The organism is Flagellimonas spongiicola (assembly GCF_023502425.1).
Classification (GTDB): Bacteria; Bacteroidota; Bacteroidia; order Flavobacteriales; family Flavobacteriaceae; genus Flagellimonas; species Flagellimonas spongiicola.
This window is the reverse complement of the sequence record NZ_JAMFMA010000003.1, coordinates 705,522-724,472: the sequence shown is the minus strand read 5'-3', so window position 1 is coordinate 724,472 and position 18,951 is coordinate 705,522. Positions and strand designations below refer to the sequence as shown.

General features: G+C 41.4%; 6 protein-coding genes. 1 reads left to right on the top strand and 5 read right to left on the bottom strand.

Annotated elements, in window-relative coordinates; all coding sequences use genetic code 11:
* From M3P19_RS14825 to M3P19_RS14805, 5 genes are all read right to left on the bottom strand, one after another.
* A partial coding sequence (locus M3P19_RS14825; protein ID WP_249658465.1) for a beta strand repeat-containing protein occupies positions 1-5,562 on the bottom strand: 5,562 nt, incomplete at its 3' end.
* Between the two features lie 323 nt (positions 5,563-5,885).
* Positions 5,886-10,313, bottom strand: a complete 4,428-nt coding sequence (locus tag M3P19_RS14820) for a beta strand repeat-containing protein (RefSeq protein ID WP_249658464.1) — start codon at positions 10,311-10,313, stop codon at positions 5,886-5,888.
* 191 nt (positions 10,314-10,504) lie between these two features.
* Complete coding sequence (locus tag M3P19_RS14815; RefSeq protein ID WP_249658463.1) at positions 10,505-12,460, bottom strand: OmpA family protein; 1,956 nt, start codon at positions 12,458-12,460, stop codon at positions 10,505-10,507.
* 11 nt (positions 12,461-12,471) lie between these two features.
* Positions 12,472-13,422: a PorP/SprF family type IX secretion system membrane protein gene (locus M3P19_RS14810; RefSeq protein WP_249658462.1), complete on the bottom strand. Its 951-nt coding sequence runs from the start codon at positions 13,420-13,422 to the stop codon at positions 12,472-12,474.
* Between the two features lie 14 nt (positions 13,423-13,436).
* The gene (locus tag M3P19_RS14805) at positions 13,437-16,910 is read right to left on the bottom strand and encodes a T9SS type B sorting domain-containing protein (RefSeq protein WP_249658461.1); all 3,474 of its coding nucleotides are present in this window, start codon (positions 16,908-16,910) and stop codon (positions 13,437-13,439) included.
* A gap of 399 nt (positions 16,911-17,309) precedes the next feature.
* Here M3P19_RS14805 and M3P19_RS14800 point away from each other — a divergent pair, with 399 nt between their 5' ends.
* Positions 17,310-18,902, top strand: a complete 1,593-nt coding sequence (locus M3P19_RS14800; protein ID WP_249658460.1) for a peptide chain release factor 3 — start codon at positions 17,310-17,312, stop codon at positions 18,900-18,902.
* Positions 18,903-18,951: the final 49 nt, after the last annotated feature.

Sequence of the window (18,951 nt, the reverse complement as noted above, 5' to 3'; positions counted from 1 at the left end):
GGTATTTCCAGTCAAACTCAAAGTCTGGTCATCCGTGTCCGTATCAATGGAACTGATGTCTATTGTATTTCCATCTGCAATGCTCAAATCTGTACCAGATAAGCTTAATGTTTGATCATCTGTATCAATGGAGCTAATGTCTATTGTATTTCCGTCGGCGATACTCAAATCGGTTCCTGTCAGACTTAAAGTCTGGTCGTCAGTATCCACATAACCACTCAAGTCAACGGAGTTACCATCGGCAATAGCCAAGGTGTTTCCAGTCAAACTCAAAGTCTGGTCATCCGTATCAATGGAGCTAATGTCTACTGTATTTCCGTCAGCGATACTCAAATCGGTTCCGGTCAGACTCAAGGTCTGGTCGTCAGTATCCACATAACCACTCAGGTCAACGGAGTTACCATCGGCAATAGCCAAGGTGTTTCCAGTCAAACTCAAGGTCTGGTCATCTGTATCCGTATCAATGGAACTGATATCGATGGTGTTTCCGCCACTGATGGATAGGTCGTTTCCACTTAAGGAAAGTGTCTGTGAATCCGTATTTACTCCTGAGATATCCACCGTATTTCCATCGGCAATAGATAGATCTGTGCCTGTAATGCTTAATGTTTGATCATCTGTATCCGTATCGATGGAGCTAATGTCCACTGTATTTCCGTCAGCGATACTCAAATCGGTTCCTGTCAGACTCAAGGTCTGGTCGTCTGTATCCACATAACCACTCAAGTCGACGGAATTACCATCGGCAATTGCCAATGTGTTTCCGGTCAAACTCAAAGTCTGGTCATCCGTATCAATGGAGCTAATGTCTATTGTATTTCCGTCAGCGATACTCAAATCGGTTCCGGTCAGACTCAAGGTCTGGTCGTCTGTATCCACGTAGCCACTCAAGTCAACGGAGTTCCCATCGGCAATAGCCAAGGTATTTCCGGTCAAACTCAAGGTCTGGTCATCTGTGTCGACAGTGTGGGAAAGATCAGAAATTTGACTCTCCGTTATTGTTAAGTTCGCAACATTGAAATCAATATCGACCTCATCATTTGCAACATCATCAGTTATGCTGATAAGATTGGATCCTGCATTAATATTTTTAAACTCTAAATCAGCTCCTATTTTACGAGCAAACAATCCAACACCCCCATTACCTGTATTCGAAGCAGTATTGGTTTGACCTGAAGTTGCCGCAAAAGCATCCACTTCTGCTTTTAGCTCTTCGATTACGTCTTGCACATTATTAGAAACCAAAGTTGTTGTACTGGGGTCGTAACTCACCTCACTGGCGTCCTGGTTATCGGTATCTATACCACTTAAATCCACTGTATTTCCATCGGCAATGCTTAAATCAGTACCTGATAAACTTAGTGTCTGATCATCAGTATCAGTATCTATTGCACTGATATCAATTGTATTTCCGCCACTGATGGACAGGTCATTTCCACTTAAGGAAAGTGTCTGTGAATCCGTATTTACTCCAGAAATATCCACAGTGTTTCCATCGGCAATAGATAGATCCGTACCTGTAATACTTAATGTCTGATCATCTGTGTCGACGGAACTAATATCTACAGTATTTCCGTCAGCGATACTCAAATCAGTTCCGGTAAGACTTAATGTCTGGTCGTCTGTATCCACATAACCACTTAAGTCAACGGAATTACCATCTGCAATAGCCAATGTATTTCCGGTCAAACTCAAGGTCTGGTCATCGGTATCCGTGTCAATAGAACTGATATCAATGGTATTTCCTCCACTGATGGACAGGTCATTTCCACTTAATGAAAGAGTCTGTGAATCTGTATTTACTCCTGAAATATCTACTGTGTTTCCATCGGCTATGCTCAAGTCCGTTCCCGTGATACTTAAGGTTTGGTCATCTGTATCCGTATCAATGGAACTGATATCGATGGTGTTTCCATCTGCAATACTTAAGTCAGTACCGGAAAGACTCAATGTTTGATCATCGGTGTCAACAAATCCACTCAGGTCGACGGAGTTACCATCGGCAATAGCCAAGGTGTTTCCTGTCAAACTCAAGGTCTGATCATCCGTATCCGTATCAATAGAACTGATATCGATGGTGTTTCCATCGGCAATCGATAAATCCGTTCCTGTAAGACTTAATGTTTGATCGTCGGTGTCAACAAATCCACTCAAGTCAACTGAGTTACCATCAGCAATAGCCAACGTATTTCCGGTCAAACTCAAGGTCTGGTCATCCGTATCCGTATCAATTGAACTGATATCGATGGTGTTTCCATCTGCAATCGATAAATCCGTTCCTGTAAGACTCAATGTTTGATCGTCGGTATCGGTATCTATACTGCTAATATCCACGGTATTTCCTCCACTGATAGAAAGGTCATTACCGGTTAAAGAAAGCGTTTGTGAATCCGTGTTTACCCCAGAGATATCCACGGTATTTCCGTCAGCAATCGATAGATCGGTGCCTGTAATACTCAAGGTTTGATCATCGGTATCCACAGAACTAATGTCTATTGTATTCCCATCTGCAATACTTAAATCAGTACCGGTAAGACTTAATGTTTGATCGTCGGTATCCACAAATCCGCTTAAGTCAACGGAGTTACCATCTGCAATAGCCAAGGTGTTTCCTGTCAAACTCAAGGTCTGATCATCCGTATCCGTATCAATTGAACTGATATCGATGGTGTTTCCATCTGCAATCGATAAATCCGTTCCTGAAAGACTCAATGTTTGATCATCCGTATCGGTGTCAATAGAACTGATATCTATTGTATTTCCACCACTGATTGATAGGTCATTTCCAGTTAAGGACAACGTTTGTGAATCTGTATTTACTCCTGAGATATCTACTGTATTTCCGTCAGCAATCGATAAATCCGAGCCTGTAATACTCAAGGTTTGGTCATCCGTATCCACAGTGTGCGAAAGGTCAGAAATCTGGCTTTCTGTAATGGTTAGGTTAGCCACATTGAAATCAATATCCACCTCATCATTTGCCACATCATCAGTGATGCTGATAAGGTTAGATCCAGCATTAATATTCTTGAATTCAAGATCTGCACCAGTTTTACGGGCAAAAAGTCCAACTCCGCCTGCACCTGCATTAGAAGCAGTATTGGTTTGTCCGGAAGTAGCCGCAAAAGCATCCACTTCCGCTTTTAATTCCTCAATTACGTCTTGAACATTATTTGAAACTAAGGTAGTCGTACTTGGATCATAGCTTACTTCACTAGCATCCTGATTATCCGTATTTATGCCACTTAAATCAACTGTATTTCCATCAGCAATGCTCAAATCATTTCCAGACAAACTCAAAGTCTGATCATCAGTATCGGTATCGATGCTACTAATATCCACGGTGTTCCCCCCACTGATGGAAAGGTCATTTCCAGTTAAGGACAACGTTTGTGAATCGGTATTAACACCAGAGATATCAACTGTGTTTCCATCGGCTATGCTCAAGTCCGTACCAGTGATACTAAGTGTTTGGTCATCTGTGTCCGTATCAATGGAACTAATATCGATGGTATTTCCATCAGAAATACTCAAATCTGTACCGGACAAACTCAAGGTCTGGTCATCCGTATCTGTATCGATGCTGCTAATATCTACTGTATTTCCGCCACTAATTGAAAGATCGTTACCACTTAATGAAAGTGTCTGCGAATCGGTATTAACGCCAGAGATATCAACTGTGTTTCCATCGGTTATGCTTAAATCCGTTCCCGTGATACTCAAGGTTTGGTCATCTGTATCCGTATCAATGGAACTGATGTCTATTGTATTTCCATCTGCAATACTTAAGTCAGTACCGGAAAGACTCAACGTTTGATCATCGGTGTCAACAAATCCACTCAAGTCAACGGAGTTACCATCCGCAATAGCCAAGGTGTTTCCAGTCAAACTTAAGGTCTGGTCGTCAGTATCCGTATCAATTGAACTGATATCGATGGTGTTTCCGTCAGCGATGCTCAAATCTGCCCCAGATAAACTTAATGTCTGATCATCTGTATCCACATAACCACTTAAGTCAACAGAGTTACCATCGGCAATAGCCAATGTATTTCCAGTCAAACTCAAGGTCTGATCATCCGTATCAATGGAGCTAATGTCTACTGTATTTCCGTCAGCGATACTCAAATCGGTTCCGGTAAGACTTAAAGTCTGGTCGTCCGTATCTGTATCGATAGAACTGATATCTATGGTATTTCCACCACTGATGGTTAGGTCGTTTCCACTTAAGGAAAGTGTCTGTGAATCCGTATTTACTCCAGAGATATCCACGGTGTTTCCATCGGCGATCGATAGATCGGTGCCTGTAATACTTAAGGTTTGATCATCGGTATCCACGAAACCGCTTAAATCTACAGAGTTACCATCAGCAATAGCCAAGGTATTTCCAGTCAAACTCAAGGTCTGATCATCTGTATCGGTGTCAATAGAACTTATATCGATGGTGTTTCCATCGGCAATACTCAAATCCGTTCCTGTAAGACTCAATGTTTGATCATCCGTATCTACATAACCACTCAAGTCAACTGAATTACCATCAGCAATAGCCAAGGTGTTTCCTGTCAAACTCAAGGTCTGGTCATCCGTATCGGTGTCAATAGAACTGATATCTATTGTATTTCCTCCACTAATGGAAAGGTCTGTACCTGTTAAGGAAAGTGATTGTGAATCTGTGTTCACTCCTGAGATATCTACCGTATTACCGTCTGAAATACTTAAATCAGTACCTGTAATACTCAATGTCTGGTCATCGGTATCTGTATCAATTGCACTTATATCGATTGTATTTCCACCACTAATAGAGAGATCATTTCCAGTTAAGGACAATGTCTGTGAATCGGTATTTACTCCAGAGATGTCTACCGTGTTTCCATCTGAAATGCTTAAATCAGTACCTGTAATACTCAATGTCTGGTCATCAGTATCTGTATCAATTGCACTTATATCGATTGTATTTCCGCCACTAATAGAGAGATCATTTCCAGTTAAGGACAATGTCTGTGAATCGGTATTTACTCCCGAGATGTCTACTGTGTTACCGTCTGAAATGCTTAAATCAGTACCTGTAATACTCAATGTCTGGTCGTCTGTATCGGTATCAATCAATGCTGCAATATCTGCCAGAGCCACGGCAAATGTATTGGTATCAGAATCAGTAATTACAAGATTTGTATTACTACCATCTATAGCAAAAGATGTGATAGTTGTATTTGTATCTGTCAGCGTATCACTCAATGCACTAAGGTCTACATTCACACTTCCCCCATTTTCAAGTGTCAATGTCAACTCATTGGTTGCACCGTTGAAAGTAAATCCAGTTAATTGCTGATCATCTGTTGATGTCAACTCCCAAGAGTCACCATCCCAAAAGAAAATGGTTCCAGTATTGGTATTGACATAAATATCTCCTGCATCTGCACCAGTGGGCGCTACGGCTCCTGGAGCTGCAACAGCGGTTCCGCTAAGAACTTCACAGTTGCATTGATCTTGAAGTGTTACTGTGGTTTGAGAAAAGGCAAGTCCTGAACATAGCAATAGGACTAAGACTAATAGGCTCTTTTTCATGGGGTTATGCTTAGTAGACGTTGAGGTCTAAATTGTTATTTGTGTTTTTTCAGTTGATATTTTGATCCTTCAAAACATTTTATACTTCTACACTTTACAAAATTACCCTTACCTCTAGGGGGGGAAAATATTTGTTGTGTATGCATGAAATCCGAATGTATAGGGATACTATTTTGAGGTCATCCATTATTTTTTTGTTGTTTTTTTTGGTGTCATTGGTCGATTAGACCAGTGTAATCAATGGATTTAGGCAGGGCATAAAATGCCTTTGTCGATTAAATTTCGACGCATTTTATTCACAGAAAAATCTTGCAAAAATGGTATCAATCCCTGTTGACCCTATAGGTAATTCCGCGGTTGGTTATCACTGTTGGAATCAATAATGCTGAAATGGGGGAAAACTCCGATGTTGAGTTCCCTAACATTGCGGTTGCCGTAATCAAATCTCCTCCCGAAGGAACAATAGATAAGGGTATAGAAAATTGAAAAGCATTGGTATTGTCCGTATTTCCATCAGCATCGGAATAGGCAGAGGTGGAGCTATCTGAATCAGATCCACTGCCTTCAATTGCACTTCCTAAAAAGGTTTGCCCTTCTCCATAATCTGTGGATTGGCCTAATTGGTTGTCACCTGTAGTTGCGGTGCCTTCACTTATATCCGTAATAAAGAATTCCAATGTTGTTCCCGGTCTGGACCATCCTTTAACAACTAAATTGGAGCCTGATAAGTAAACTGATTCAATAATTGGAAAATTGAGCAGGTTATTTGGTCCTGAATCTCCATCGCCACTGTCGTTTATGTTGACACCGTCTCCTACGTTTGCAGTCGGGTCTAAATCAATTCCTAGCGCAGCAGTACTTGTTCCATTGGCATAAATTGAGTTCTGGCTTATTAAATTCCCTGTTCCGCCAACAACTACAACTCCTGCCCCACCATTGCTATAAATTTGATTGTTGGATAACTGGGAATTGTTTCCAGCCAATAAAACACCCATATTTTCAATGTTTCCAGCACAGTTACCTCCGTTTTGACCGGCAGTGGTTATTGCATTTTCTGAAAGTATCAAGCCTCCAGCGTAAGCAGAAGCATCCACGCCTCCAGCTGCAGAATTTTCAATCAAGTTTCGTTGAATCGTTATTCCAGAACCACTTAAAATCTCAATATTGTCATCACATGGCTGATCACCATTATTTGTGATATGATTGTTTTGGATTACACTGGATGTTCCTCCATTTATGAGCAATCCCGCGTCTGTATTTGTGGCTATGTAATTGCCATCAATTTGAATACCTCCACCCAAAATTTCGACACCATAATCCACGTTACCAGCGTTAGTACCAGCGGCATTGACACCTATTAAACTGGATAGGATACTTCCTGCCCCACTATTCACCTGAATTGCTGCATTATTGTTAGCATATATTGCTAGGTTACGAATGGTTGCATTAGCCTGCAAATCCAGCACATCACCTTGATCTCGATGCACCTGTATTTCAGGTCTGGAATAGTTCGGCAATGTGTTTGCTGAAGTTCCTACTGTGGCGCCACCTGAACCAACTGTCCCAGAATTTGTATTTCCGGAATAAGCGGTCTGCGTACGACCATCAATTCTTGTATTATCCCCTGTAATGGCCGTCAATGGGTTGCCATTACTAATGGTTATATCAAAATACCCACTCCCATAATTGGAGTCTGTAGTTCTTCCTAAAGGATCAGCAGAAGATGGAATCATGAAAATTGAAGTATCATCTCCAGCTGCTGGGTCAAATATTGAATTGGAACCTATATCCAATCCAGTTTCGTCCAAATTATTCGAGTTAATTATGAATTGCTCTAAAGATCCTTGGTCGTCCTCATTGGTATTTACGATGGTATTGAAGTTGAATCCAAAATCCAAACCTACGATACCACCACTTGCAATGGTTATTGCAGACCGTGTTTGAGCCCCTGTTAAGGTTCCTGCAACAGCATCAGCTGCAGAAGGGTCAGCACCCCCGACTTCATTGGTTACATCAACAAATGAGCCTGATGTATTGTAATTTCGATACGTTTGTACGGGTAAACAGGAAGTACAGGCGATACCTCCACCCCTAGAAGATCTTACAGATGAATTAACCACTCTAATGGTATAATTCCCATCTGCCATACCTCCAAAAGTATAATCTCCACTGCTATCCGAAGTCACCGTTTCAACATAAGTATTGGATGCATCATATAGCTCTAAACTAGCATTGTTTACGCCTACACCAGACGCAGTTGCCATATCACGACCCGCCCCTCCAGGGTAATTAACATCTTCAAAAACAGTACCTGTTACCAAGTTAGACTGAACGCGAATCAATACTGCATTGAAAAAAACAGCATCTGAAGCAACAGACACATTGGCCGTTACTTGTGAATCTCCGGGTGATATATAGGATGATATGCCATAGGTATCCAAATCTAAACCATAGGTCGTAGCATCGTTGTATGCAGGGCCTTGAGTATCATCATAAATTGTAGAATTGTATGCATTGTTACCCGTCTGACCACCGTCACCACTCAATGTATGTGTTGTTCCTGATTGATTGGTTATTGATAATGTTTCGGAAGCTCCAGACAATGTACTATCCCCTTCCCATGAAAGAAATGTTGCTTTTGCACCAGAACCTGCGATGGCATAAAATGAATCCAAAGTGAAGGAATCACTTGCATTACGCAATCGTTGAAAACCTTGGTATAAATTGATACTGGATGCTGGTAATGTTGGATCGTCATAAAAAACGATAAGTGCCCAACCCCCTAAAACACCCTGACTTCCGCAACTAGATGTATTGTCTATGGTAAGATCAGCGAAATCGTAGGTATTGGTTGAAGGATTTGCAACACCGTTTACAATGGTGGTTACATCACTTAAATAACTCCAATAGGTCGCAGAATACGCGTTGTAGGCCAAATCCGCCGTAACCGCCTGTCCTTCAAAGGTGACATCCGCATCCATGGTGGAACTTGAATGGGCCCAGTATAAATAAGCTTTTCTAATTGTCCCCGTACCTGGAATAGGTGCGATTAAATTAGCGGAAGTTGTATTTGTCACCGCACATGGGTCAGTACCATTGTCGGCTGTCCTTAGGGTATTTCCTGTAACTACATAGTCTACATTACCATGGAATTCTTCAAACAACGTAAGTGGAACATCTGAGGAAATTTGTGCGTTAATTGTTCCAGTTGCAGTATCTGAATAATCTACTGTTCCATCGGAGGAAGCCGTAAATTGTACCGTAAACGTTTCATCGCCTTCTATTACAGCATCATCCGTAATTGGCACTGTAGTTATCTCTGTGTCCCCCACGGTTCCATTAAAGTTCAAGGTTCCTGTACTGCTTGTATAATCACTTCCCGCTGTTGCTGTCCCGTCTGCGGTTTGATAATTCACTGTAAATGCACCTGAAGCACTTGCGCCAGTATGCGTAACTGTGAAAACCGCATTACCAGCGTCTTCATCAACGGATACATCCGAAATGGTCATTGTAGGCCCTGGCACATAGCAGGAAACCGTGGCTTCCCAACCATTATTGGTTACGCTAAAATCCGATGTAAATCGAAAGGTAAGACAGCCCGAACCGTCTGTTGAAGTAATTGTACCTGGTACATTCCCATTATGGTACTGACCAATTAAGGTTCCCCCAGTGGTGGTACCTTCATATACATAGAGAAAATCATAACCATTTTCAACATCAAAGCTCGTAAAATTGACTCTTACAAAACTACCCCCCACATCAGGACAAATAGTATAGGTAATGTCTTCATTATTAGTGTATGTACTTGAAACGCCTCCAGAATCCAAAAAAGTTCCACTACAGGTGTTTTCTGTTACGCCATCCGTGATAATCAGACCATCATTGTCCGTAATATTACCTGCAGCGGTATCTGAATAATTAACAGTTCCATCAGAAGATCCTGTAAATTGAATTGTAAAAGCTTCTGTACTTTCCAACGACCCGTCGTCTGTTATTGCAACAGTTATGGTTTCCGTATCCCCGCTTGTTCCATTAAAATTCAAGGTTCCGGAACTAAAGGTATAATCACTTCCTGATGTTGCAGTACCGTTAACGGTCTGATAATTCACTGTAAATGCACCGGAAGCATTCGCGCCAGTATGTGTAACGGTAAATACTGCATTTCCAACGGCCTCATCAAAGGTTATGTCGTTAATGGTAATTGTTGGGCTAAAAGTTGCAGTAAACAACACATTGTCAATATAAATGGTCTCACTGCCACCCCAATTGGAATCCCCACCTACAAATCGTATGGACGAATTAGCGGATATTTGATCGGCTGTCAAGGTATGGGATACTGAACCGGTATTGGTAGAATTTATTGTTGATACTGTTTCATATGAGGAGGTATTGTCGTTCCAAAGTTGAACGCGCAAGGATTCGTTACCTCTGGAATTTGCATCATAATCCAAATCCAATGTAACACTTGATGCACCTGATAGGTCCAAATCCCTAAAAATAGTTCGACTATCTATGTTATTGAACTCCAATTCATTCCCCACAATTTCTATCCGGCCGCTACTTGGACTATTATCATCACCAGTTTCATCCCAGTTTCCTGCGAAATTTTGGGTTCCGTTATTGTTTGCGTAGGAGGTGGAACTGAAGTTGTCCCTATAGGTATCCTGACCAAAACTATTGGTCATAGCGCATAATAGCGCAATGAACAATATGGCCAAACCCTTTTTCGAATCGATTACTTTGGTAAGCATATAGTTAGTGAAATATACTTTCCACCAAATGTAATTTTAGTTGTAAGCCCCTCTAAATAATTGTTGTGAAAGGGCTAATCGATAAAGTGTAGGACAATAGTTATGGGGTTTGAACTTCAAAAATTCACTAAAAATCAAAAAAGAGCCCAAAATTGGACTCTTTTTCATTATAGGTTTCTCATTAAAAACCATTATTCGTATATGATGAACTCTGAACGACGGTTTAATTGGTGCTCTTCACTGCTACAGCGAACACCATTACTACATTGATTGACCAAACGACGTTCTCCAAATCCTTCGCCTTGTAATCTATTCGGCGCTATTCCTTTGGAAATCATGTATTGCACTGTGGATTCTGCTCTTTTTTGTGATAACCAGAGATTGTATGCATCATTACCTCGGCTATCCGTATGCGAATTCACCTTGATTTTTAGACTTGGATACTTTTCCATAGCCACAATGACTTTTTGAATTTCAATTTCTGCATCTGGTCTAATATCGAATTTGTTCAAGTCGAAATAGATTGTGCTCAATTGAAGTAACTTGGCCAAATCGTCACCGAACCCGCCTGTAACAACGTCGCGTTCTAAGTAAAAATCCACTATTCGCGGTTTACCGTAGGACCTATTCAGATATTCTTCAGCTGGTACGTAGCCATCTCTCGAGGCCCGAACAAAATTGCCTTTTGAGCAATCTAGAGCTAAGACATAATTTCCTTTACTATCCGTTAGCGTTGAAGATACTTCCCTGTTTTCCTCATCAATAATTTTTACAGTCGCACCGGCCAATACTTCGTTTGAAATTCTATCTCTTACCGTTCCTGTAACTTCTTGGATGCAATCCAATACCAATGGTTCATTCTCTGTGAACTCATAGATGTCGTCTTCACCAAGCCCGCCTTCCCTATTGGATGAGAAATATCCAATCTTAGTCTCATTATCAAGGATAAATGCAAAATCATCTTGATTTCCATTTACCGGTTTACCCACGTTAACTACCGGTTCATTGAAATTGCCAAAAGTGATTTTTGTGGCAAAAACATCCAATCCACCTAAACCTGGATGACCATCAGATGAGAAGTACAAAACACCTTCTTTGGTAATGTATGGAAAAGTCTCACGCGCAATGGTGTTGATATTGTTCCCTAGGTTCACAATAGGACCATACGTACCATCCCCAATAATCTCAGTTACGAAAATATCGGATTCACCCAATGAGCCCGGCATATCAGAAACAAAGTACAATCGCTTACCATCTGGACTCAATACAGGATGCGCAACAGAATAAGAATCACTATTAAACGGTAACTCTATGATATTGGTCCATTCTCCATCTACAAGTTCTGCGCTATAAATCTTCAAACGAATGATACCTTGTTCATCCTTATACTTTTTCCCGTCCAGAAAGTTATTACGGGTAAAGTACATAGTGGTTCCATCTTTACTAACTACAGAAGTGGATTCATGCAATCTGGTGTTTACATCACCTTGCAGTTTAACTACATTGTCGTTTGAAACACTATCTGCATTTACCTTATATAAATCCAAAAAGTCTTTGGAGTTCCATGTATGCCGATATCTTGCCAAGTTACCGGTATCTCTATCGGATGAGAAAATCAATCCTTTTTTGTAAAAAATAGCCGCAAAATCCGAATATTTACTGTTATAAGGGAACGGCTTAACCGTGTATCGTCCTGAATTCTCTTCAATTTTAGCCAAGTAATCTTCTGCCTCTGGAATATCGCCACCTGCCGTCATTTCCTTGAATCTCGTCATCAAAATTGCTGCAGCATCATAGTCCCCAAGTGTTTTTAAACTCTGGGCGTACCTAAATATGTAAGCTGGGTCGGTTTCATCTGGAAAATCCTCCGCCAATCGCTTGTACACATTGGCTGCTTCTTCGTATTTGGCATTGAAATAATAGGCGTTACCCAATCGCTTTAATAAATCCTGGGACACATAACCTTTATCCAGTACCTTTTTATAGATATCTATAGCGGGACTAAAGGAATATTCATTGTAACGGCTGTCCGCCTTTGATTTGGCCTTGGCTCCTTGTTTATCGCTAATCTTACCCTTTTCCTGGGCTGAAATCGGAGTAGCGAATCCTAGAACAACAATGAGAAGTAAAACTATTTTTTTAATCATCGTATTGGTCATTAGAAGAACCTAGGTGATACTGTTCGTTGGAATGCCTTTAGTAATTCCAATCTCAAAAACAGTTCGAAAGAACCGTCGTTAAATTGGGTTCCACCCAATTCCGTGGTTTCACGATCATAGGCCAAACCTATCATGATTTGATCGGTAATCTGAAATCCAGCCAAAGCACTAATGGCCGCATCCAATCTATAAGCCCCTCCAAAATAGAATTTATCCGCATAAAGGAAATTTGCAGAAAGGTCAACCTGTAGTGGAGCTCCACCAACAACCTTTGTCAACAGGGCAGGTTTAAACTGTAAATCAGCATTCAAATCAAACACATATCCTGTGATCAAGTAAAAGTTTATTCGTTCACTTGAAAGGAAATTCACCGAGTTGGAATCGTTGGCATCATTATCAAAATATTCTGTTTCTAGAATATTTGGTGCTGATACTCCCATGTAGAACTTATCGGTATGGTAATAAATCCCAAGACCGAAATTAGGATTGAACTGATTGTCTATATTATCTTGTTGCACAACTTCCTGATCAAAATTGCGCAAGCCATTAAAATCCAAACTAAGCATGTTCCCTCCTGCTTTCAATCCAAACGACAATTTTGCATCTAGGGAAACATCAATTGTATACGATAAAACTGCATCTAAATAGGTTTCCTGCACAACGCCATCACCAATATTATCATTAACAAGAGATACGCCATAACCTAACCTACTATTACGTATGGGCGAATGTAGATTGAAGGAGAAGGTTTCTGGTGCCCCATCCAATCCAACCCATTGCGAACGATAAAGTCCTGCAAAACTCAATTGACCCCTTGAACCAGCATATGCCGGATTAACGGTCAAGGTATTGAACATGTATTGGGTATACTGGGCATCCTGTTGGGCAATTAAACCCTGTATTGAGATTCCTATAAGTACTAACGGAATTAAAAAATGCTTTCTAACCATTCTGAATCTATCTGTTATCTGCTTATATAAATGTATTCGGAATCTGTAAACTTCCCTTCTTCCGTTTCGTAGTCAAATATATAAAAATATACCCCTGCCGGTAGGTAATCATTAACGCTCAACGTTGACCTTCCACGTGAACGGCCATCAAATACATTGTTTACATTATCGTAGTCCTTTCCTTCGTAAACTGCTACTCCCCATCTATTGAAAATACGTAGTGTACTGGTCTTGATATTGCGTACTCCGCGAATAAACAAGAAATCATTCTTTAAATCACCGTTAGGTGTTAACATCTGATTTACTTCAATTTTCTCATCTGTAGGTGGTGGAGCAGGGTCATCTATGGGATCTAAATAATCCGGTGTTCCATCACCATCTGTATCATCATTGGTAGGGTCACCATCACCATCCGCGTCCTCATCCGGGGTAACGATGCCGTCACCGTCATCGTCAAAATCACGGTAGTTCACATCCTCGGTACCGTCTGTGTCAGGTAGGTCCGTGGCCGGGTCCTCGATCTCGTCGTTCACATCATAGCCATCGTCAACATCCGAACCTTCATATCCATCGTCCAAACCGTCATTGTCCGTATCGTTGCCCGTATAGGCTTGATCTGGAATACCATCGAAATTAAAGTCGTTCCCCTCGTTGTTGTCAGGTACCAAATCATTGTCACTGTCATCATCCAGATAGTCCGGTAATTCGTCATCATCCGAGTTCTCAGGGGTCAATCCACCGATGTAGGCGCTGTTCACACCTTGGTTGGCCTCATAAGTGGCCGCGTCGTCATCATTTGGTGGAATATAGGTTGCCGTGGGCTGTGCCTCAACATTGTCTGGAATGCCATCATCGTCACTGTCAATGTCCAAATGGTCCGGTCTACCGTCTCCATCACTGTCCAATGGTTCGGTCAGTGGGTCACCGTCCCCGTCTATATTGTGGTCTTCAGTGGTGTCAAGGATACCATCGTTGTCATCATCAAGGTCCACTGAATCTGGTACCCCATCACCATCGGTGTCGTCACCCGGGTTAGGGCTGTCAGGGTCCAGGTAATCCGGGGTGCCGTCCTCGTCCGTATCGTCATTGGTAGGGTCACCATCACCATCCGCGTCCTCATCCGGGGTATCGATGCCGTCACCGTCATCGTCAAAATCACGGTAGTTCACATCCTCGGTACCGTCCGTGTCAGGTAGGTCCGTGGCCGGGTCCTCGATCTCATCGTTCACATCATAGCCATCGTCAACATCCGAACCTTCATATCCATCGTCCAAACCGTCATTGTCCGTATCGTTGCCCGTATAGGCTTGATCTGGAATACCATCGAAATTAAAGTCGTTCCCCTCGTTATTGTCAGGTACCAAATCATTGTCACTGTCATCATCCAGATAGTCCGGTAATTCGTCATCATCCGAGTTCTCAGGGGTCAATCCACCGATGTAGGCACTGTTCACACCTTGGTTGGCCTCATAGGTGGCCGCGTCGTCATCGTTTGGTGGAATATAGGTGGCCGTGGGCTGCGCCTCCACATTGTCTGGAATGCCATCATCGTCACTGTCAATGTCCAAATGGTCAGGTCTACCGTCTCCATCACTGTCCAATGGTTCGGTCAGTGGGTCACCGTCCCCGTCTATATTGTGGTCTTCAGTGGTGTCAAGGATACCATCGTTGTCATCATCAAGGTCCACTGAATCTGGTACCCCATCACCATCGGTGTCGTCACCCGGGTTAGGGCTGTCAGGGTCCAAGTAATCCGGGGTGCCGTCCTCGTCCGTATCGTCATTGGTAGGGTCACCATCACCATCCGCGTCCTCATCCGGGGTATCGATGCCATCACCGTCATCGTCAAAATCACGGTAGTTCACATCCTCGGTACCGTCCGTGTCCGGTAGGTCCGTGGCCGGATCCTCGATCTCATCGTTCACATCATAGCCATCGTCAACATCCGAACCTTCATATCCATCGTCCAAACCGTCATTGTCCGTATCGTTGCCCGTATAGGCCTGATCTGGAATACCATCGAAATTGAAGTCGTTCCCCTCGTTGTTGTCAGGTACCAAATCATTGTCACTGTCATCATCCAGATAGTCCGGTTCATCCACACCATCGGTGTTTACCGGGGTAATTCCTTGATCTCCGTCACCTTCATATGCATTGTCCAAACCATCATTGTCATCATCCATTCCTGTTGGCGGCACGTACCCATCTGTGGTTTGACCTTCAATATTATCTGGAATACCATCGTTATCACTATCAATATCCAATCTATCTGGAATCCCATCCCCGTCTGAGTCAACATCTACATTGAAGGTGGTGGTAATTGGATTTACAAAATTATCTAAGCAGGAAAACTGGATTCCAGCTTGTCTTGCAACAGATGTGGTAAAGTTTCCTCCATTGACCGGTTGAATTCCAAATCTGAAAACGAAGGTAGATAGATCAACAAATTGGACTGCAACATTAACGGAAGGGTTCTCATTGGAAATTCCGGGAAACTCAACACTTCCCCCATTGATCAACAATCCACCAAAAGTATTATTTACAAAAACATCCGTGTTAGCATCTACTGTATAACTAACCGGTGTATCAAAACGGTTATATTCTTGATATTGCTCATTTCCATCGACATCAATGAAATTGGCTATTAAATCCTCTAAAACTACAGGATTATTAGTTCCAGTTGCTACGATGGTAAACTTAAAATCAACATAGGGTCTTCTTTCTTCTGAAGTGGTTGTAAAAAACACCTCTGGTTTAAAATAGGCCGCATCAGTTTCATTTTGATCCAAGGTATCTATTTCCCCATTTACAATTTCCTCTAATGTTACCAATGCATCCAGTCCATCGGCCACATTGGGAAATCTATACGTTGCTCCTTCTTGTAATGCGTCACCAGATTCTAAAACCGGAATTTGGCTAAAATCCAACATGGGAATAGTTTCGCAATCAAATTCCGTGCTCAGTACACTTGATTCATTTCTATCAAGAATACCATCATTGTCGGAATCTATATCACGAAAATCGGAAACACCATCAGCATCTGTATCAACTGGTGTTAAACCTAAATTTCCGCCTTGTTCATAGGCATCATCCAACCCATTATCATTGGAATCTGTAGCTGTTGGGGCGATAAACTGTGCAGGTGTTTGAGCTTCAACATTGTCGATGAGACCATCATTATCCGAATCTGAATCCAAATAATCCGGGATTCCATCAGCATCGGTATCCGTGGGGTTTGTCCAATATTGATTATCCCCATCACTGTTTTTATCCTCTGCACTGTCTGTTATCCCATCATTGTCATCATCAATATCCATACTGTCAACAACACCATCACCATCGGAATCGGTGGTCACTGACATACTTAAAGATGTAAGACTTGACGGATGGTCAAATGAAGTTACTGCTAAATAGCCAAACGCGATTAGCGGCAACATAAGACCATAAAAAACCTTTTTCTTAAGATTTAAGAAATTAAATTTTTCCATAATGATAGCTTTGGTCAACTTATCACCATGGCATTAGTGTTCTCGAACTAGTAAGAAAATGGGGCTTTTCTTAACTAACAATTGGTCTTGCCAATATATAGCACTCCCAATTTAACATAGGGCACATAATTAATGCTTTTGTTGGGCAAGTCCTATTTTAATCGACAAAAGGTAATTTCCTTGTTATTACCAACCATCTCTATTTATACGGATGGTTTTTTGTCTTGGATTTCAAACCAACAAATTCAATCGATTCCTATGTGGGAAAATTACTTTACTTTTTGAATTTTTCATCTCATTATCCACTTTTTTTGTTCGCATTCTATTAACAACAACAGAGATGCGTTTAATTCAGCTCCAAATAGTCAAAAACCCCTATTTTTGCGCAAATTTTTGTCCATGGATTTTGAAAAGGAAATAGCTAGAAGAAGGACTTTTGGGATTATTTCGCACCCTGATGCCGGTAAAACCACTTTAACCGAAAAATTACTTCTATTTGGAGGGGCCATTCAAGAAGCCGGTGCTGTTAAAAACAACAAAATAAAGAAATCCGCAACTAGTGATTTCATGGAGATCGAACGTCAAAGGGGAATCTCTGTGGCCACTTCGGTATTGGCATTTATCTACAAGGATAAAAAAATCAATATTCTAGATACTCCAGGACACAAAGACTTTGCTGAGGATACATTCAGAACACTTACCGCAGTAGATAGCGTAATTGTTGTAATTGATGTAGCCAAGGGTGTAGAGGAGCAAACCGAAAAATTGGTGGAGGTCTGTAGAATGCGGAATATACCAATGATTGTCTTCATTAATAAATTGGATCGAGAAGGTAAAGATGCTTTTGATTTATTGGACGAAGTCGAACAAAAGTTGGGACTTTCTGTTACCCCATTGAGTTTTCCAATAGGTATGGGTTTTGACTTCAAGGGTATTTATAATATTTATGAAAAGAACATTAATCTTTTCAGTGGCAATAGCAAACAAAATATTGAGGAAACTATTGCCTTTACCGATATTGAAAGTCTGGAATTGGAAAATATCATTGGTGAATCCGCGGCTGCTGAATTAAGAGATAACTTAGAGTTGGTATCTGGTGTTTATCCAGAATTTGATATGAATGCTTATCTAAACGGAACACAACAGCCCGTATTTTTTGGCTCTGCATTGAATAACTTTGGTGTTCGTGAACTTTTGGATTGCTTCATTGATATTGCTCCCGCTCCTAGGGCAAAAATGGCAGAGGAACGCCTTGTTGAGTCGGATGAAAAGGATTTTTCTGGCTTTGTATTTAAGATACACGCCAATATGGATCCTAAACATCGTGACCGTTTAGCATTCATTAAAATCGTATCAGGTACGTTCGAGCGAAACAAACCCTACTTGCATGTAAGACACGATAAAAAATTAAAGTTTTCCAGTCCCAACGCCTTTTTTGCCGAGAAGAAGGAAATCGTGGATATTTCATTCCCTGGAGATATCGTAGGACTTCATGATACGGGAAATTTTAAAATTGGTGATACTTTGACCAATGGGGAAAAATTGAACTACAGAGGCATACCTAGTTTCTCCCCAGAACATTTTAGGTACATCAATAACGCGGATCCTATGAAGGCCAAGCAGCTAGGTAAAGGAATAGATCAGCTAATGGATGAGGGTGTAGCCCAGCTATTTACCTTGGAAATGAATGGTCGTAAAGTTATTGGAACAGTTGGCGCCTTGCAATATGAAGTAATCCAATATCGATTGGAACATGAATATGGTGCTAAATGCACTTATGAAAATTTTCCTGTCTATAAAGCATGTTGGGTGGAAGTTGATGATCCAAATCATGAGGAATTCAAAGAATTTAAAAGGGTAAAACAAAAGTTTTTAGCCCAAGACAAAAGGGGACAGCTGGTTTTTTTAGCGGATTCTGCATTTTCATTGCAAATGACCCAACAAAAGTATCCATCCGTAACGCTTAGATTCACCTCTGAACTAACACAATAGCACTGCACCTATTGTATACTACAGACAATCAGATGTTTGCAAAATAAAC